This window comes from Streptomyces sp. NPDC020192 (genome assembly GCF_044388685.1).
GTDB lineage: Bacteria > Actinomycetota > Actinomycetes > Streptomycetales > Streptomycetaceae > Streptomyces.
Genome location: NZ_JBIRXG010000006.1, coordinates 59,718 through 73,780, shown reverse-complemented (window position 1 = coordinate 73,780; position 14,063 = coordinate 59,718). Strand labels below are relative to the sequence as shown.

The window sequence follows — 14,063 nt, the reverse complement described above, 5'->3', positions numbered from 1 at the left end:
TAGGCCTCCCGGCGGGACAGGGGGGAGTGTCCCGCCGGGAGGCGGTCTTGCCGTCACCGATGCTCGCAACCGGGACGTTGATGGACACGTCCCTTTGTCAGGACAATCAATCGAGCCGGGCGGAAGTCGATCACCCGGTGTCGCCTCTTCTTCGCCTGCGGTCAACAGGAGGGGATGAAGGCCAGCGCCTCGTCCACCGAGACCTGGACGGTGGGCGACGTCCGGCACTCCCAGGGCTGGGTCGAGGTGCACTACGGCAGGCGGAACTACGGCCACTACTTCTGGTACTACTCGGGCCAGGGCTCCAACGGCTTCCGGATCGACACGGCGGTCGCGTGGCCGGACGGTTCGATCAAGGGGAACCTGTACTGGGCCACGTGGAAGTGCAAGTGAGCTGACCCGCCCCCGCCGTTCAGGGGTGCGCCGGCACCGACTGCTGCGTCCGCGCGGCCGGTGCCGGCGTCAGGTCCGCCGCGTGGGCCGGGCCGGTGTTGGCCGCGAGGATGAGGGTGGCGGCGGCGATCACGGCCGCCGCCACACCCCGCACGGTCGGGGTGCCTGCGCTGACGCGATTCCGGGAAGGGATCAGGGGTGCGGGGGTGGGGGGTCCGTAACGGGCGGGCGTACGTCCTTGCACGGCGACCTCGCAACACAACAGCGACGAACACAACGACGAACACAACAGCGATGTATTAAGCACGCTTAATCCGCCGTTTAACCTAGGGCTGTCAGGCTCGAACGGCAAGGGGCACCAGGGGAGTTGGGGGGAATCGACGGATGCTGGAGCGGGACGATCCGGCGGTCATCGGACGGCGCGTACAGCAACTGCGCACCGAACGCGGACTGACCCAGCGGCAGTTGGCGGAGCCCGCCTACACGCCCGCGTACATCTCCACCCTGGAGGCGGGCCGGGTGCGGGCCTCCGACGAGGCGCTGCGGCACATCGCCGGCCGGCTCGGCGTGGCCTACGAGGAGCTGGCCGTGGGCCGCCCCGCCCATCTCGCCACCGCTCTGCGCCTGCGGCTCACCGAGGCCCAGCGGATCCTCGCCGACGGCCGCGCCGAGGAGGCCGCCGTCCAGTACGGGTCGCTGCTCACGGAGGCCGAGGGGCACGGGCTGGGCTGCGAGCAGGCCGACGCACTGCTCGGACTCGGCGAATGCGCCCTGGAGACCGGGGAGTTGGGTGGAGCGAGGGAGTTCTTCGAACGCGCCGAGCAATGCCTGGCCGACGAGTCGCTGCCGGTGCGCGTACCGGCCGTCCGCGGGCGCGCGGTCTCGCACTACCTGGCCGGTGAACTCCGCTACGCGGTGTACCTGCTGGAGTCCACCCTGGACGAGCTGAACCGAGGCGGCCTGCATGACCCTGACGCACTGCTCCTCCTCTACGCCAGCATCATCGGCCCGTACATGGACATGGGCACACACGCCCGCGCCGCCCAGGCCGCCGAGTTCGCCCTCGCGCTCGCCCCGCAGGCCGGCGACCAGGCGCTGATCGCCCGCATGCACCGCTCGGTGGCCCGCACCCTGCTCGCCGAGGGCCGCCTCGCCGAGGCCGACGCCTCCCTCGCCAAGGCGGCCGAACTGTACCGTCGGCTGCGCCTGCGCACCGAGCTGGCCAACTGCCACTGGATGCGCGGCTACGTCTGCGCGCAGAACGGCGAACTGGAGCGCGCGGAAAGTGAGTTGAGGCAGGCATACGCGATGCTCTCGGAGACCCGGGCGGCCCTGTACCGCAGCCAGGCGGCGGTGGAACTGGCCGATGTCCTCCACCGCCGGGGCAAGTCGGAGGAGGCCGCGGTCCTGCTGGAAGGAGTCCTGGGCGACTTCTCCTCCGAACGCGGCGCGGTGCACTCCGCCGCCGCCCACCGCCTGCTCGGCATCATCGCCGAGGACGCCCGGGACACCGAGGCCGCCGAGGAACACTACGTCCGCGCCCTCAGCCTCCTGGAACGCGCGGGCGCGGCCGGCGACCTGGCCGACCTCGCCCGCCTCCTCGGCGACCTCCTGCGCCGCACGGGCCGCGTGGAGGCAGCCCTGGACGCCTACCGCACCGGCCTCGGCCACCGCACGGCCCCGGGCACGACGACGTTGGGTCCGGCGCCGGCGCAGCCGCCGTTGTGACGACCGGCACGGATCACACCTGCGCCCGCCCCTGCCTCCGCACATCCGCCAAGCGCAACGCGCCCACCTGGACCGCGGCCTGGGTGGCGTTGTTCGGTACGTCGCCGAGGCCCGCGTTGGTGAGCGCGAAGGAGTCCTGGCCGATGCGGACGGCGGCCAGGTCCAGGGTGAGGACGTAGTCCTGGCCGTTGTGGGTCGTGGCGATGGTGATGTGCAGGCCCTGGCGGGCGTCGCCGACATTCGGCAGGGGGGCCTCGTTGACCCGGACGTCCTCCGTCAGCCCGTTGTCGGTGTTGGCCGTGAAGCGCGCGCACTGGGCCGGCAGTGTCTTCAGCCAGGCGAGGGTCGCGTCGACGTCGGTGGGGCGGCGGGCGCCGATCTGGTAGCGGAGCTGGGCGTTGGTGTCGGCGTTGTCCAGGCCGATCGCGGTGCGGGGCGGGCCGCCGAGGAGCTGGTCGGTGTAGAGGGCCTCCATGAGGCGTCCGCACTCCGCCGCCGTGCTGGTCGCCTTCAGCAGGCCGTCCCGCCAGGTGGCCGCGCCGCGGGTCGTCGTCCAGGGGGCGCCGAGGTCGTTCTGGGTGATGAGCGCGGCCTGCGCCTGCTCGTCGGTGAGCGTGGCACCGTTCGCCCGCCCGGACGCCCGCGGGATCGGGGTCAGCTTGTCGATCGTGGGGAGGGGCTGGGGCGCGGCCACCGGGTGCTTCAGGCTGAGGGCCGCGCAGCCGCCGACGGCGATGAGGCCGGTGGCGATGAGGGTGAGCTGGAGGCGGGGGCGGGAGCGAATCGCGTCAATCAACGAGGTCAACGAGGACATCGACGGCATCGCGGTGCCTCCTGGGGTGCCGGCCCGTGGGTGTCTGCGGGTGGGTGCCTGCTGGGGTGCCTGTTCTCACGGCACCACCGCCCCGCCCGCCTCACCAGCGCTCCGGGCCGTACGGGTGAGTGGCCCGGGGAAAACGCCTCGCCCCGTGACTTCGGGCCTGTTACGGTCGCCGTATGCAGCGCGCCCAGCAGTGCCAGCCGTGCCCGTCGAGCACGACGACGCCGGACACCGTCCCGGCGCGCTGACACCTGACCAGCAGCACACAAGCCCCGGGGCGAGCGCCCCGGGGCTTCTGCGTGTCGCGGGGCGCTCGCCTCCCTCCGAGGAGGAGAACCATGAACGACGCGCTTCCCGACCACCGCCGCCTCGGCCGCGAGCTCGGCCTGTTCGACACCGACCCGCTGATGGGCGCCGGACTGCCGTACTGGCTGCCGGACGGCGCGGTCGTCCGGCACACCCTGGAGGAGTACATCCGCGAGGCCGAGCGCCGGGCCGGGTACCGGCACGTGTACTCGCCCGCGCTCGGCAAACGGGAGCTGTACGAGATCTCCGGGCACTGGGGGCACTACCGGGACGACATGTATCCGGCCATGCAGGTCGGGGCGGACGAGGTCGTGCTGCGGCCCAGCCTCTGTCCCCACCACGCCCTCATCTACCGCTCCCGCTCCCACAGCTACCGCGAACTGCCGCTCCGCATCGCCGAGTTGGGCAGCATGCACCGCGCCGAGCTGTCCGGCGTCCTCGGCGGGCTGACCCGCGTGCGCGCCATCCAGCTCAACGACGCGCACATCTTCTGCACCCTGGACCAGGCGGTGGAGGAGGCCCGCGCCGCGCTGGAGCTGATCGCCCGCGCCTACGCCGACCTCGGTATCGAGGCCGTACGCCACCGGCTGTCGCTGCCGGGCGAGGGCGGCAAGTACGTCGCCGACCCGGAGCTGTGGCGGCGGGCGACCGCGCTGCTGCGGGAGGTGCTGGACGAGTCCGGCATCGACTACGAGGAGGCCGAGGGCGAGGCCGCGTTCTACGGCCCCAAGATCGACGTGCAGATCGCGGACCCGGCCGGCCGTGAGTCCACCCTGTCCACCGTGCAGATCGACTTCCACCAGCCGGCCCGCTTCGACCTGCGGTACATCGGTGCCGACGGCGCGAAACACCGCCCGGTGATGGTCCACCGCAGCATCATCGGCAGCGTCGAACGCGCCGTCGCCCACCTCATCGAGGCCCACCGGGGCGCCTTCCCGGCCTGGCTGGCGCCGGTGCAGGTGGTCGTGCTGCCGGTGGCGCAGGAGCAGGTCGAGCAGGCGGTGGCGGTCGTCCGCCAGGCGGTGGAGCTGGGCCTGCGGGCCGAACTCGCCGGGCCCGCCGACGGCTCCCTCGGCGCCCGGATCCGGGGCGTGCGGCTGGTGCCGTACCAGGCGGTGGTCGGCGCCCGGGAGGCCGCGGAGGGCCTGGCCGCCGTACGGCTGCGGGACGGCCGCCGTCCCGGGGAGCTGCCGGTGCCCGAGCTGCTGCGGCGGATCGCGGACCGGGTCGCGGCGCGTGGCACCGCCCTGTGGGAGTGACGTGAGTGATCTAGGGTCGGCTCGACGGAAGGAGTCCGCTGTGACCGGTCAGCCCATCTCCGTGATCATCGACTGTGACACGGGTGTCGACGACGCCCTCGCCCTGCTGTTCGCCGTGCGCCACCCCGGGATCGATCTGCGGGCGGTGACCTGCGTGGCCGGGAACACGGACGTCGACGGCGTGGTCCGCAACACCCTGACCGTGCTGGAACAGGCGGGCGCCCCCGACATCCCGGTGGGCCGGGGCGCCGAGCGCCCGCTGATCGAGCCGGCCCGCTCGGCCCAGCATGTGCACGGCACCGACGGCATGGGCGACCTCGGCCTGCCCGCGCCGAAGCGCAGCGCGTCCGAACTGGACGCCGTGGCCCTGCTGCGCCGCGAGATCCTCGCCTCCCCGCGCCCGGTCACGCTCATCCCCACCGCGCCCCTGACGAACATCGCCCTGCTCCTGCGCACCCACCCGGAGGTGACCCGCAACATCGAGCGGATCGTCTTCATGGGCGGGGCCGTGGGCAGCGGGAACGCCACACCGGTCGCCGAGTTCAACGTCTGGCACGATCCGGAGGCGGCCGCGATCCTGCTCACGGCCGGGGTGCCGATCACGATGTACGGCCTCGACGTCTTCATGCAGGTCGTCGTGGACGCCGAGGACGTCCACCGGCTGCGTACCAGCGGTGAGCCCGGCACCCGGCTGGCCGGCGAACTCCTCGCGCACCGGCCGACCGCGATCGGCGGGGAGCCGGAGGCGGAGGAGGCGGGCGGCCTCGGCGACGCGGGCGCGGTGTGCGCGGTCGCCGACCCGCAGGGCATCACCACCCGCCGGCTGCCGGTCGAGGTCTCGCTGGCCCCCGGCCCGACCCGCGGCCAGACGATCGTCGACCTGCGCCCCCGCCCCGGCGAGTCCGAGATCCACGAGGGCGGCCGCGAACAGGCTCTGGTGGACGTGGCGTTGGAGGTGGACGTGGAGCGGTACGTGAAGCTGTACTTGGAGACGGTGGCGCGGCCCTAGGGCAGTACGGCAGTGGGGCCGCGCGGATGTGCCCGTACGGAGCCCGAACGGAGCCCGCATGGCAGACGTCTCCCCGGACCTCGCACCGGACCTTTCTTCCAGGAACCCCGACTGGTGGCGGCAGGCCGTCGTCTACCAGGTCTATCCCCGCAGTTTCGCCGATGCCGACGGTGACGGCCTCGGCGACCTGCGGGGGATCACCGAGCGCCTCAACCACCTCGCCACGCTGGGTGTCGACGCGCTGTGGCTGAGCCCCTTCTACCCGTCCGAACTGGCCGACGGCGGTTACGACATCGCCGACCACCGGGACGTCGACCCGCGCCTCGGCACCCTGGACGACTTCGACGCCCTCGTGGCCGAGGCGCACCGGCTCGGGCTGAAGGTCGTCGTGGACATCGTCCCGAACCACACCTCGCATCTGCACCCCTGGTTCCAGGAGGCGCTGCGCGAGGGGCCCGGGTCGGCCGCCCGTGAGCGGTACGTGTTCCGTCCCGGCAGGGGTGCGCACGGTGAACTCCCGCCCACCGACTGGCAGTCGGTGTTCGGTGGCAGCGCCTGGCGGCGGACGTCCGACGGCGAGTGGTACCTGCACCTCTTCGCCCCCGAGCAGCCCGACCTGAACTGGGACAGCGAGGAGGTCCGTGCCGACTTCCGCACCACCCTGCGTTTCTGGTCCGACCGGGGCGTCGACGGCTTCCGCATCGACGTCGCCCACGGCCTCGCCAAGGACCTCGCCGCACCGCTGCGGGACATCGGGGGCATCGGCGCGACCGGCGAGGCGTCCCTGCTGCGGGTGGCGCCGGGCAGCCACCCGTACTGGGACCGGGACGAGGTCCACGAGATCTACCGCGACTGGCGCACCCTCTTCGACACGTACTCCCCGCCGCGCACCGCCGTCGCCGAGGCCTGGGTCCCCGGTGCCCGCAGGGCGCGGTACGCCCGCCCGGACGAACTCGGTCAGGCCTTCAACTTCGAGTATCTCGAGGCGGGTTGGGACGCGGACGACCTGCGCGAGGTGATCAGCGGCTCGCTCGCCGTGGCCCGGTCCGCCGGAGCCTCCGCCACCTGGGTGCTGTCCAACCACGACGTCGTCCGCCACACCTCCCGCCTCCGGCTCCCGCCCGGCACCGACCCCCGGGCCTGGCTGCTGTCGGGCGGCACGGTCCCCGCCCTCGACCCCGCCGCCGGGCTGCGCCGGGCCCGGGCGGCGACCCTGCTGATGCTGGCGCTGCCCGGCTCGGCGTACCTCTACCAGGGCGAGGAACTGGGCCTGCCCGAGGTCGCCGACCTGCCCGCCGAGGCCCTGCGGGACCCCATCTGGGAGCAGACCGGCCACACCCGCAAGGGCCGCGACGGGTGCCGGGTGCCGCTGCCGTGGACGACGAGCGGACCGTCGTACGGCTTCGGGCCGGGCGTCGGCTGGCTCCCTCAGCCGCCGTCCTTCGCGTCGTACGCCGTGGCGGCCCAGGCGGGGGCGGAGGGGTCGACCCTGGAGCTGTACCGCACGGCCCTGCGGTTGCGGCGGAAGCTGGTGGAGACCGAGACCTTGACGTGGTCCACCGACAGTCCCGCCGACGTCCTGTACTTCAGCCGTTCTCCGGGCTGGCGGTGTGTCACCAACCTTGGGGGTGTGCCGGTGCCGTTGCCGTCGGGGGAGGTGTTGCTGGCGAGTGTGCCGATGGACGGGAGTGGGGTGCTCCCGCCGGATACGACGGTCTGGCTGGCGTGAGCAGTTGCTAACCCGCCGTCGGTGCGGGACTTACCCCCGGCGACGCGCCTGCACCACCCCCGCCACCGGCAATGCCGTTGATGTCCACCGGAGTCGACGTCGCCCCCGGCGGCGGTGTCAGTACGACCTGCGGCTGGCCCGCCGGAGGCGGTGGTGGGGTCAGGTCGGAGTCGGGGAGCTTCGGCGGGGTCGTCTGCTGGAACAGGGTCTGGTCGAAGTCGACCAGGCCGGTCTTCTCCATCACCTCGATGTGGTCGAGGACGGTGTTGTTGGCCTGGTCGGCGAGGGCCCGCACCAGGGTGTTCTTCGTGGTGGAGCGGATCTTCGCCACCGTGTTGAAGATCGAACCGTGCGTCATCCGCAGGATGTTGGCGAAGTCGGAGTCGAACTTCTTCCCGCTGTCCCCCTGCAGCTGCTTGACGAAGCCCTCCTGTTGGGGGCTCGCGATGTTGGGCAGCGTGATGTTCAGCATCGGCGCGATCTTGCGGCAGGTGGTGTCCAGCGCCGCGTGCCCGTCGACCAGGTGCTGGCTGGCCGTCTTGACGCCCTGTGTGGTGCCCTTCTGCAGTCCGATCTGCCCCACCGGGTACTCCCAGAGGCCGGCCGCCCGCACCTTCACCACGAAGTCCCGGTCCTGCTCGGTGAGCGGACCCCACTGGGTGTTGGCGATGACGCGGTCCTGGGCGGTCGTGACCTTGGTGACGCCGAGCATGCTCGGGTAGGCGAGTGCCACGAGGGTGACGGCCATCGCACCGCCCACGAAGAGAGTTCCCGTCGCGTTCCGCGAAAAGCGCACCGTGCCTCCTGCCCGGTCGGGGTAGCCGCCCACCTGACGGCGCGGGGCGGTTCGGACACACAGCAGTACGGATGCGGAAGACGTTCGTCTCTGTGCGTTAGGTAAAGAAGAGTTGACTGTTCGTCGGGAGACGTTGACCTCTTCCTGGGAGAGGCGTGGGGAAACGCTGCCATAGATTCGCCGCATGCCCCCACAGCCGCCCCCCAGGATGCCCGCCGCGCTGCCCGTGCTGCCGTACCGCAAGCCCACCAAGGGCCGCGACTACTGGGTCTTCGACGACGCCCTGCCCGACGTCGACGCCGTACGGGAGCGGTGTCTGGCCAAGGACGACTGGGTGCAGGGGTATCCGTACACCTCCGAGACCTGGCCGGGGCTGCGGGCCATGCCCGGACTGGAGCCCGGTGAACTCGCCGTCGTCGAGCGGCTGGTGAAGCGGGCGACCGGGGCGAAGAAGCTGTGGGTGCAGCAGGCGCCCGGCGGCGGCACCCTGAACCACAACTGCGTCCAGGTGGTCGGCGAGGGCGAGAGCGAGCCCCGCCCGCACACCGACTCGCGCGCGCTGTGCCGGTACGCGGCCGTGCTCTACCTCAACCCCGGCGTGCCCAAGAACTGCGGCACCGCCTTCTACCGGCAGTCCCTGCCCGGCGGCCGGCTCGGCGGCAACATCGTCCAGGCCCCGCACAACAACCTCGTCGAGGCCCTGGGGACGCGCTTCGTCCCCGGTGACCACTTCGAGGAGGACGTCAGCGTCCCGCACAAGTACAACCGCCTGCTCCTCTACAACGCCAACCTGGTGCACAGCGCGACGGGTTACTTCGGGAGCGCCCTGGAGGAGAAGCGCATGACGGCGGTCTTCTTCTGGATGGCGTGACGGAACCGGAGATTCCTCAGCCCGCGGGCCCTTTCATGTCTTCCACTCCTGGCTGACCCCGGTCGGCCGGCCGAGCTGCCGACCGCCCCGACCTCCCCCGCCCGCACCCCAGGATCTCAACGAGGCGATCAGCGGCGGCATCGGAGACAGCCCGCTGCGCCCGGACGGCATCCTCAAGGTGAGCGGGGAGTACGCCTACTCCTCCGACCTGTGGGCGGAGGACATGCTCTGGGGTGCCACCCTGCGCAGCCCCCACCCCTACGCGCGGATCATCTCGATCGACATCGGACCCGCGCTCAGGCACCCCGGCGTGTACGCCGTACTGACCCACAGGGAGCCGGGGCGGCGCGCTCGAACGGGCGCCGTCGCGGGACCGGCGCCGTCAGGCCGTCGTCGGGCCGGGGGGCAGCTGGACCGTCATGATCAGGTGGCAGGTGTCGGTGCCGGCGCCGCGGTAGGTGTGCGGGGTGTCGCCGTCGAAGGTGGCGGTCCGACCGGCGTCCAGGGTGTGCTCGGTGCCGTCGACGACCAGGGTCATCCGGCCGGCGGTGACGCTGATGGTCTCCACGACCCCGGCCTGGTGCGGATGGCTCGGGTACTCCTCGCCCGGCTCCAGCCGCCAGCGCCAGACCTCGACCGGGGCGGCGCCGGAGGTCGTGAGCATCAGCCGGGCCTCGCTGCCCCGTTCGCCGGTCCACAGCGGGTCCACGGAGTCGGCGGCCACGACGCGGACCCGGCCCTCGTGCGGTCCCTGCATCAGGGCGGAGACGGAGATGCCGAGGGTGTCGGCCAGCCGGACCAGGGTGGCCAGGTTGGGGTTGCCCTGTGCCTTCTCCAGCGCCACCAGGGCGCCCTTGCTGACCTGGGCGCGCCGGCCCAGCTCCTCCAGGGACAGGCCCGCGCGGACCCGGGCCGACCGGACGTTGTGCGCGACTGTCCGCAGGGCCGTGTCTGTCTCGGCCACCTGATCACCATCCTTCCGTACTGCTGGAATGTACCTCGAGGTCGTTCGGTTGACACCGGATGGTCGGTCTGTTGTACGGTGAAGTCATTCCATTGAACAGTCCTTGAATGGATATGGCACGAAAGGCCCCGCTCATGCCCGCCTTCCGCCTCACCCCCGCCGTCGCGGAGGCCTTCCCTGACACCCTCATCGCCCTGGTCACCGCCACCGGTGTGCGCGGTCACGAGCCCTGGCCGCACACCGTCACCGCGCTGGCGGAGCTGGAGCAGCGGCTCGCCGAGGGCAGCTGGGCCCCCGCCGACGAGACCGACCCCCGGATCGAGGCCTGGCACACCGCCTACCGTTCCTTCGGCACCAACCCGCGCCGGATCCGCCCCAGCGTCGACGCGCTCGGCCGCCGGCTCGCCAAGAAGGGCAGCCTGCCGCGCATCAACCCGGCCGTCGACTCCTACAACGCCGTCTCCGTACGGCACGGCCTGCCCGCCGGCGCCTTCGACCTGGGCCAGGTGAAGGGCGACGTCGACATCCGCCACGCGGACGGCACCGAGTCCTTCACCCCGCTCGGCGAGCCCGACACCGTCGAGACGCCCAAGCCCGGCGAGATCATCTACGCCGACGCGGCCGGCGTCCTGACCCGCCACTGGAACCACCGCGACGCCCACCGCACCCGCGTCACCGGCGACTCCGCCGACATCGCCTTCGCCCTGGAGACCCTGCACGCCACCCGCGACGGCGACCTGCTGAAGACGGCCGCCGACGAACTCCAGGGCCTGCTCGCCCCGCACGCCGCCCGCACCACCCTGTACTTCCTCAGCCCGGAACAGCCGGAGATCACCGCCTGACCCGGTACCGGCTGGCACCATGAGCCGGTGACCGAACACATGGACCAGCTCTCCGCCCGCCCGCTCGCGCTGCGGCCGATCCGGGTGTCCGGGCGGTTGGCTGCGGGGGGACTGCTGACAGCCGGGCTCGCCTGGGTGGTACGAGGGGTGTGGGAGATACGGCTCGCCCTCGCCGGGGAACCGGCGTCCGGCCCGCCGGACCAGGGTGACGGCGTGCACCGCTCGCTCAACTCCCTTGAGAACTCGTACCACTTGGTGACATCGATCGGCGGCGCGGCCGTAGCGCTCAGCGCGCTGCTCTTCGTCTCCTGGCTGTGGCGGCTGCGCGACAACGCCCGCGCGCTGTCGGGGGACCGGCCGAAGTACCTGGGCATCTGGGTGTACCTGGGCTGGATCGTGCCCGTGGTCAACCTGTGGTTCCCGCGCGGGATCGTCGTCGACGCGTTCCGGAGCAGCGCCCCCGGCCGCAGGCTGCCCGCCTCCGTCGACGTGTGGTGGGCCCTGTGGCTGATCGGCATGCTCAGCGGGGTCGGCATCGTCTACCGCGACTCCACCGACGAACTCATCGCCCGCGCCTATCACGAGGCCTGGCCCCTGCTCGTGTCCGACAGCGCCGTCGTCGGGGCGGCGATCGCCGGCTTCTTCGCGGTACGGGCCGTGACCGCCGCACAGGCGGAGCGGATGCGGACCGCCGGCGCGGTGGGGGTCGCGCCCGTCGGGGTGTCGTAGACCCCGTTCACAGCGGGGTGTGGCCCGGTGCCGGGTGCGGTACGGATGGCTGGCATGAGCACTGTCGTCATCGTGGGTGCCGGGCCGGGGCTGGGAGCCGCCGTCGCCCGGCGGTTCGGCCGGGAGGGGTTCGCCGTCGGGCTCGTCGCACGGGACCGGGAGCGGCTCGACCGGCTGGTGGAGGAGCTGGCGGGCAAGGGGGTGCGGGCCCGCGGTTACGTCGCCGATGTGCGCAGGCCGGAGGAGCTGGTCGCGGCGCTGAAGCGGGCCGGCGAGGAGCTGGGGACCGTCGAGGTGCTGCAGTACAGCCCGGTGCCGCACCGGGACTTCATGCGGCCCGTGCTGGAGACCCGGCACCGCGATCTGGTCGGGCCGGTCGAGTTCTCCGTGTACGGCGCCGTCGCCGCCGTACAGGCCGTGCTGCCGGGCATGCGGCGGCTCGGGCACGGCACGATCCTCTTCGTCAACGGCGGGACCGCCGCCGTACCCCATCCCGAACGCGCCGGAACCTCGATCGCGTTCGCGGCCGAGAGCGCGTACGGCCATCTGCTCCACGAGCGCCTCGCCGACGAGGGCATCCACGTGGCCCAGCTGGTGATTCCCGGGGCCATCACACCCGGGCACGCCCGCAAGGACCCGGACGTGCTCGCGGAGCTGCTGTGGGGCATGCACCAGGAGCGGCACGGGTTCCGGCACTTCGCCGACGACCTCGACAGCCGCTGACGGCGCACCGTCAACCTGCGGGGCGAGGGTTTGTACGCCAACATGGTGACGTTGGCCGTATCGCTCTCTTCCAAGGGGGCCTGGAATGGCTGTGGAAATCCCCGCGATCATCAAGCCGTCCCGGTTCAGAAGGCGGGGAGGGCTGCTCGGTGAGTGCCTCGCCGAGTTCCTCGGGACCTTCGTGCTCATCTCCTTCGGCTGCGGTGTGGTCGCGATGGCGGTCGCCGCGCTGCCCGGTTCGGGCCGCGCCGCCACGCCCGTCACGATCTTCCTCGCGGCCGGCGACTGGCTGCTGATCACGTGGGGCTGGGCGTTGGCCGTCACCTTCGGCGTCTACGTGGGCGGCGGGGTCAGCGGGGCCCATCTCAACCCGGCGGTCACCCTCGCCATGGCCGTGCGCCGCGGCTTCGCCTGGGCCAAGGTCGTGCCGTTCTGGTTCTCCCAGGTCCTCGGCGCCTTCACCGGCGCGGCGCTGGTCTACCTCGTCTACCACGCCGCGATCCACGCCTACGACCAGGCGGCGCCCGGCCCGAAGGTGAACGGCCGCACGAACGCCACGTTCTCCATCTTCGCGACCTTCCCGGCCCCTTACTTCCACGGCGGCATCTGGGGCCCGCTGATCGACCAGATCGTCGGTACGGCGTTCCTGCTCATGCTGATCGCCGCCGTCGTCGACGTACGCAACCAGGCCGTGCAGTCCAACCTGGCCCCCTTCGTCGTGGGCCTCGTCGTCGCCGCGATCGGCATGTCCTACGGCGCGAACGCGGGGTACGCCATCAACCCGGCCCGCGACTTCGGGCCGCGCTTTTTGACCTGGATCGAGGGCTGGCGGAGTCTGGCCTTCCCGGGCAGTGTGTCCGGCTCGTTCAGCTCCTACTGGTGGATCCCGATCGTCGGTCCGCTGATCGGCGGGGTGGCCGGGATCGTCGTGTACGACCTGTTCGTCGGCGACGTCCTGCTGGTGCGCTCGCGGACGCCGGCGCCGCGGGAGCCCGGGGAGTCGACTCCGGTGCGGACGGTCGACAAGTAGCTCTCAACATCCAGGTGCGGACGGGTCGCCGGCGCAGGCACCGGCCGCCCGCCGGGCCGCCGCCGCGATCTCCTCCAGCGCCGCCAGGTGCCGGGTCAGCGCCCGGCGGCCGGTGAGGGTGAGCGAGGCCCAGGTGCGGGGCCGCTTGCCCAGGTAGCCCTTGCGGACGCTCACATAGCCCGTCTTCTCCAGCGCGGACAGGGTCTTGCTCAGCGTGGAGTCGGAGACCTGGCAGTAGTCCCGCAGAACGGCGAACTCCGCCTCGCCGCACGCCGAGAGATAGGCGGCGAGGGCTAGCCGCGTCGGGTGGTGCAGCTCGCGGTCGAGGGGCGGCGGCGCGGCGTCTCCGGGGCCGGTCATGCGGGGGTGCCGCCCTGCGGCCGGCGGATCCCGCGCAGTGCGTAGTCCGCTCCGGAGGCCACGCCGAACGCGACGAGCCAGCCCGTCGCGCCGTACGGGATCCAGGCCAGCAGTCCGATGGCGAGCGGCACGAACGGCACCACCCATGCGTACCAGGCCGGGCGACCGGGTCCGCGGTCCCGGTGGAACCACCGGGTCACCCCGCCGTGATGGGCGCCGAGCCAGATCAGCACGAGGAAGCCGCCCAGACTCACCATCCCGGCGAGCACCAGCCAACCCCCGTACCGCGGCACGAGGTTGGCCAGCCCCAGCGCCGTGAAGCCGACCGCACAGGTCAGCCCCTGCCCGACGGCATACCCCCGAGGCCGCTCACGCTCCCCGGCCTTCCGCGCCGCACTCCGCGCGGCACAGGCAGCGGCCAGCGCGTCCTGCGCCCGCCGCGCGTCCATCGGTTCCCCCGTGTTGTCCATGTGTCAACCTCCGGTACGGGCGGGGCGGTTGGTC

General features: G+C 72.3%; 16 protein-coding genes and 1 pseudogene. 11 read left to right on the top strand and 6 right to left on the bottom strand.

Features of this window, described 5'->3' with window-relative positions; all coding sequences use genetic code 11:
• The first annotated feature begins 174 nt into the window (after positions 1 to 174).
• Positions 175 to 393 carry a hypothetical protein gene (locus tag ACH47Z_RS14005; protein ID WP_399073487.1) on the top strand — a complete coding sequence of 73 codons (219 nt, stop codon included), beginning with the start codon at positions 175 to 177 and terminating at the stop codon, positions 391 to 393.
• 19 nt (positions 394 to 412) lie between these two features.
• On the opposite strand, the gene ACH47Z_RS14000 is transcribed toward ACH47Z_RS14005, so the two are convergent.
• Complete coding sequence (locus tag ACH47Z_RS14000) at positions 413 to 538, bottom strand: hypothetical protein (protein ID WP_399073485.1); 126 nt, start codon at positions 536 to 538, stop codon at positions 413 to 415.
• A 239-nt stretch (positions 539 to 777) separates the two neighbouring features.
• On the opposite strand from ACH47Z_RS14000, the gene ACH47Z_RS13995 reads away from it, so the two are divergent.
• Positions 778 to 2,121: a tetratricopeptide repeat protein gene (locus tag ACH47Z_RS13995; RefSeq protein WP_399073484.1), complete on the top strand. Its 1,344-nt coding sequence runs from the start codon at positions 778 to 780 to the stop codon at positions 2,119 to 2,121.
• 13 nt (positions 2,122 to 2,134) lie between these two features.
• On the opposite strand, the gene ACH47Z_RS13990 is transcribed toward ACH47Z_RS13995, so the two are convergent.
• A complete protein-coding gene (locus tag ACH47Z_RS13990) occupies positions 2,135 to 2,944 on the bottom strand; it encodes a hypothetical protein (RefSeq protein ID WP_399073482.1) in 810 nt (269 codons plus the stop codon).
• Positions 2,945 to 3,279: 335 nt separating this feature from the next.
• On the opposite strand from ACH47Z_RS13990, the gene thrS reads away from it, so the two are divergent.
• From thrS to ACH47Z_RS13975, 3 genes are read left to right on the top strand one after another with little or no spacing between them, the layout of a single operon-like run.
• Positions 3,280 to 4,506: a threonine--tRNA ligase gene (gene thrS / locus ACH47Z_RS13985; protein WP_399073481.1), complete on the top strand. Its 1,227-nt coding sequence runs from the start codon at positions 3,280 to 3,282 to the stop codon at positions 4,504 to 4,506.
• Between the two features lie 40 nt (positions 4,507 to 4,546).
• The gene (locus ACH47Z_RS13980; protein ID WP_399073480.1) at positions 4,547 to 5,515 is read left to right on the top strand and encodes a nucleoside hydrolase; all 969 of its coding nucleotides are present in this window, start codon (positions 4,547 to 4,549) and stop codon (positions 5,513 to 5,515) included.
• Positions 5,516 to 5,573: 58 nt separating this feature from the next.
• Entirely contained in the window at positions 5,574 to 7,244 is a 1,671-nt protein-coding gene (locus ACH47Z_RS13975; protein ID WP_399073479.1) for a glycoside hydrolase family 13 protein, read from the top strand.
• Between the two features lie 7 nt (positions 7,245 to 7,251).
• On the opposite strand, the gene ACH47Z_RS13970 is transcribed toward ACH47Z_RS13975, so the two are convergent.
• Positions 7,252 to 7,992 carry a DUF4142 domain-containing protein gene (locus ACH47Z_RS13970; protein WP_399073722.1) on the bottom strand — a complete coding sequence of 247 codons (741 nt, stop codon included), beginning with the start codon at positions 7,990 to 7,992 and terminating at the stop codon, positions 7,252 to 7,254.
• Between the two features lie 232 nt (positions 7,993 to 8,224).
• Here ACH47Z_RS13970 and ACH47Z_RS13965 point away from each other — a divergent pair, with 232 nt between their 5' ends.
• Both ACH47Z_RS13965 and ACH47Z_RS13960 read left to right on the top strand, forming a co-directional pair.
• Positions 8,225 to 8,911 carry a DUF6445 family protein gene (locus ACH47Z_RS13965; protein ID WP_399073477.1) on the top strand — a complete coding sequence of 229 codons (687 nt, stop codon included), beginning with the start codon at positions 8,225 to 8,227 and terminating at the stop codon, positions 8,909 to 8,911.
• 75 nt (positions 8,912 to 8,986) lie between these two features.
• Positions 8,987 to 9,254: pseudogene (locus ACH47Z_RS13960) on the top strand (xanthine dehydrogenase subunit D); the annotation flags it as partial.
• 39 nt (positions 9,255 to 9,293) lie between these two features.
• On the opposite strand, the gene ACH47Z_RS13955 reads toward ACH47Z_RS13960, so the two are convergent.
• The gene (locus ACH47Z_RS13955) at positions 9,294 to 9,875 is read right to left on the bottom strand and encodes a helix-turn-helix domain-containing protein (RefSeq protein WP_399073475.1); all 582 of its coding nucleotides are present in this window, start codon (positions 9,873 to 9,875) and stop codon (positions 9,294 to 9,296) included.
• A 134-nt stretch (positions 9,876 to 10,009) separates the two neighbouring features.
• On the opposite strand from ACH47Z_RS13955, the gene ACH47Z_RS13950 reads away from it, so the two are divergent.
• From ACH47Z_RS13950 to ACH47Z_RS13935, 4 genes are all read left to right on the top strand, one after another.
• Positions 10,010 to 10,717, top strand: a complete 708-nt coding sequence (locus ACH47Z_RS13950; protein ID WP_399073721.1) for a B3/4 domain-containing protein — start codon at positions 10,010 to 10,012, stop codon at positions 10,715 to 10,717.
• A gap of 39 nt (positions 10,718 to 10,756) precedes the next feature.
• The gene (locus ACH47Z_RS13945) at positions 10,757 to 11,446 is read left to right on the top strand and encodes a DUF4328 domain-containing protein (RefSeq protein ID WP_399073720.1); all 690 of its coding nucleotides are present in this window, start codon (positions 10,757 to 10,759) and stop codon (positions 11,444 to 11,446) included.
• A gap of 54 nt (positions 11,447 to 11,500) precedes the next feature.
• Complete coding sequence (locus ACH47Z_RS13940; protein WP_399073473.1) at positions 11,501 to 12,169, top strand: SDR family NAD(P)-dependent oxidoreductase; 669 nt, start codon at positions 11,501 to 11,503, stop codon at positions 12,167 to 12,169.
• A gap of 85 nt (positions 12,170 to 12,254) precedes the next feature.
• Positions 12,255 to 13,199: an MIP/aquaporin family protein gene (locus ACH47Z_RS13935; RefSeq protein WP_399073472.1), complete on the top strand. Its 945-nt coding sequence runs from the start codon at positions 12,255 to 12,257 to the stop codon at positions 13,197 to 13,199.
• A 3-nt stretch (positions 13,200 to 13,202) separates the two neighbouring features.
• Here the strand turns inward: ACH47Z_RS13935 and ACH47Z_RS13930 are convergent, their stop codons facing one another.
• Positions 13,203 to 13,559 (bottom strand): transcriptional regulator, encoded by a 357-nt coding sequence (locus ACH47Z_RS13930; RefSeq protein WP_399073471.1) that lies wholly within the window; start codon positions 13,557 to 13,559, stop codon positions 13,203 to 13,205.
• On the bottom strand, positions 13,556 to 14,029 hold the full coding sequence (locus ACH47Z_RS13925) for a hypothetical protein (RefSeq protein ID WP_399073470.1): 474 nt from the start codon (positions 14,027 to 14,029) through the stop codon (positions 13,556 to 13,558). The genes ACH47Z_RS13930 and ACH47Z_RS13925 overlap by 4 nt, the downstream gene beginning before the upstream one ends.
• Positions 14,030 to 14,063: the final 34 nt, after the last annotated feature.

Excerpts from the sequence above, each read along its gene's own strand:
- ACH47Z_RS14005 (WP_399073487.1), top strand. The coding sequence starts at position 175 with ATGAAGGCCAGCGCCTCGTCCACCGAGACCTGGACGGTGGGCGACGTC.
- ACH47Z_RS13995 (WP_399073484.1), top strand. The coding sequence starts at position 778 with ATGCTGGAGCGGGACGATCCGGCGGTCATCGGACGGCGCGTACAGCAA.
- ACH47Z_RS13990 (WP_399073482.1), bottom strand. The coding sequence starts at position 2,944 with ATGCCGTCGATGTCCTCGTTGACCTCGTTGATTGACGCGATTCGCTCC.
- thrS (WP_399073481.1), top strand. The coding sequence starts at position 3,280 with ATGAACGACGCGCTTCCCGACCACCGCCGCCTCGGCCGCGAGCTCGGC.
- ACH47Z_RS13975 (WP_399073479.1), top strand. The coding sequence starts at position 5,574 with ATGGCAGACGTCTCCCCGGACCTCGCACCGGACCTTTCTTCCAGGAAC.
- ACH47Z_RS13970 (WP_399073722.1), bottom strand. The coding sequence starts at position 7,992 with ATGGCCGTCACCCTCGTGGCACTCGCCTACCCGAGCATGCTCGGCGTC.
- ACH47Z_RS13965 (WP_399073477.1), top strand. The coding sequence starts at position 8,225 with ATGCCCCCACAGCCGCCCCCCAGGATGCCCGCCGCGCTGCCCGTGCTG.
- ACH47Z_RS13950 (WP_399073721.1), top strand. The coding sequence starts at position 10,010 with ATGCCCGCCTTCCGCCTCACCCCCGCCGTCGCGGAGGCCTTCCCTGAC.
- ACH47Z_RS13945 (WP_399073720.1), top strand. The coding sequence starts at position 10,757 with ATGGACCAGCTCTCCGCCCGCCCGCTCGCGCTGCGGCCGATCCGGGTG.
- ACH47Z_RS13940 (WP_399073473.1), top strand. The coding sequence starts at position 11,501 with ATGAGCACTGTCGTCATCGTGGGTGCCGGGCCGGGGCTGGGAGCCGCC.
- ACH47Z_RS13935 (WP_399073472.1), top strand. The coding sequence starts at position 12,255 with ATGGCTGTGGAAATCCCCGCGATCATCAAGCCGTCCCGGTTCAGAAGG.
- ACH47Z_RS13930 (WP_399073471.1), bottom strand. The coding sequence starts at position 13,559 with ATGACCGGCCCCGGAGACGCCGCGCCGCCGCCCCTCGACCGCGAGCTG.
- ACH47Z_RS13925 (WP_399073470.1), bottom strand. The coding sequence starts at position 14,029 with ATGGACAACACGGGGGAACCGATGGACGCGCGGCGGGCGCAGGACGCG.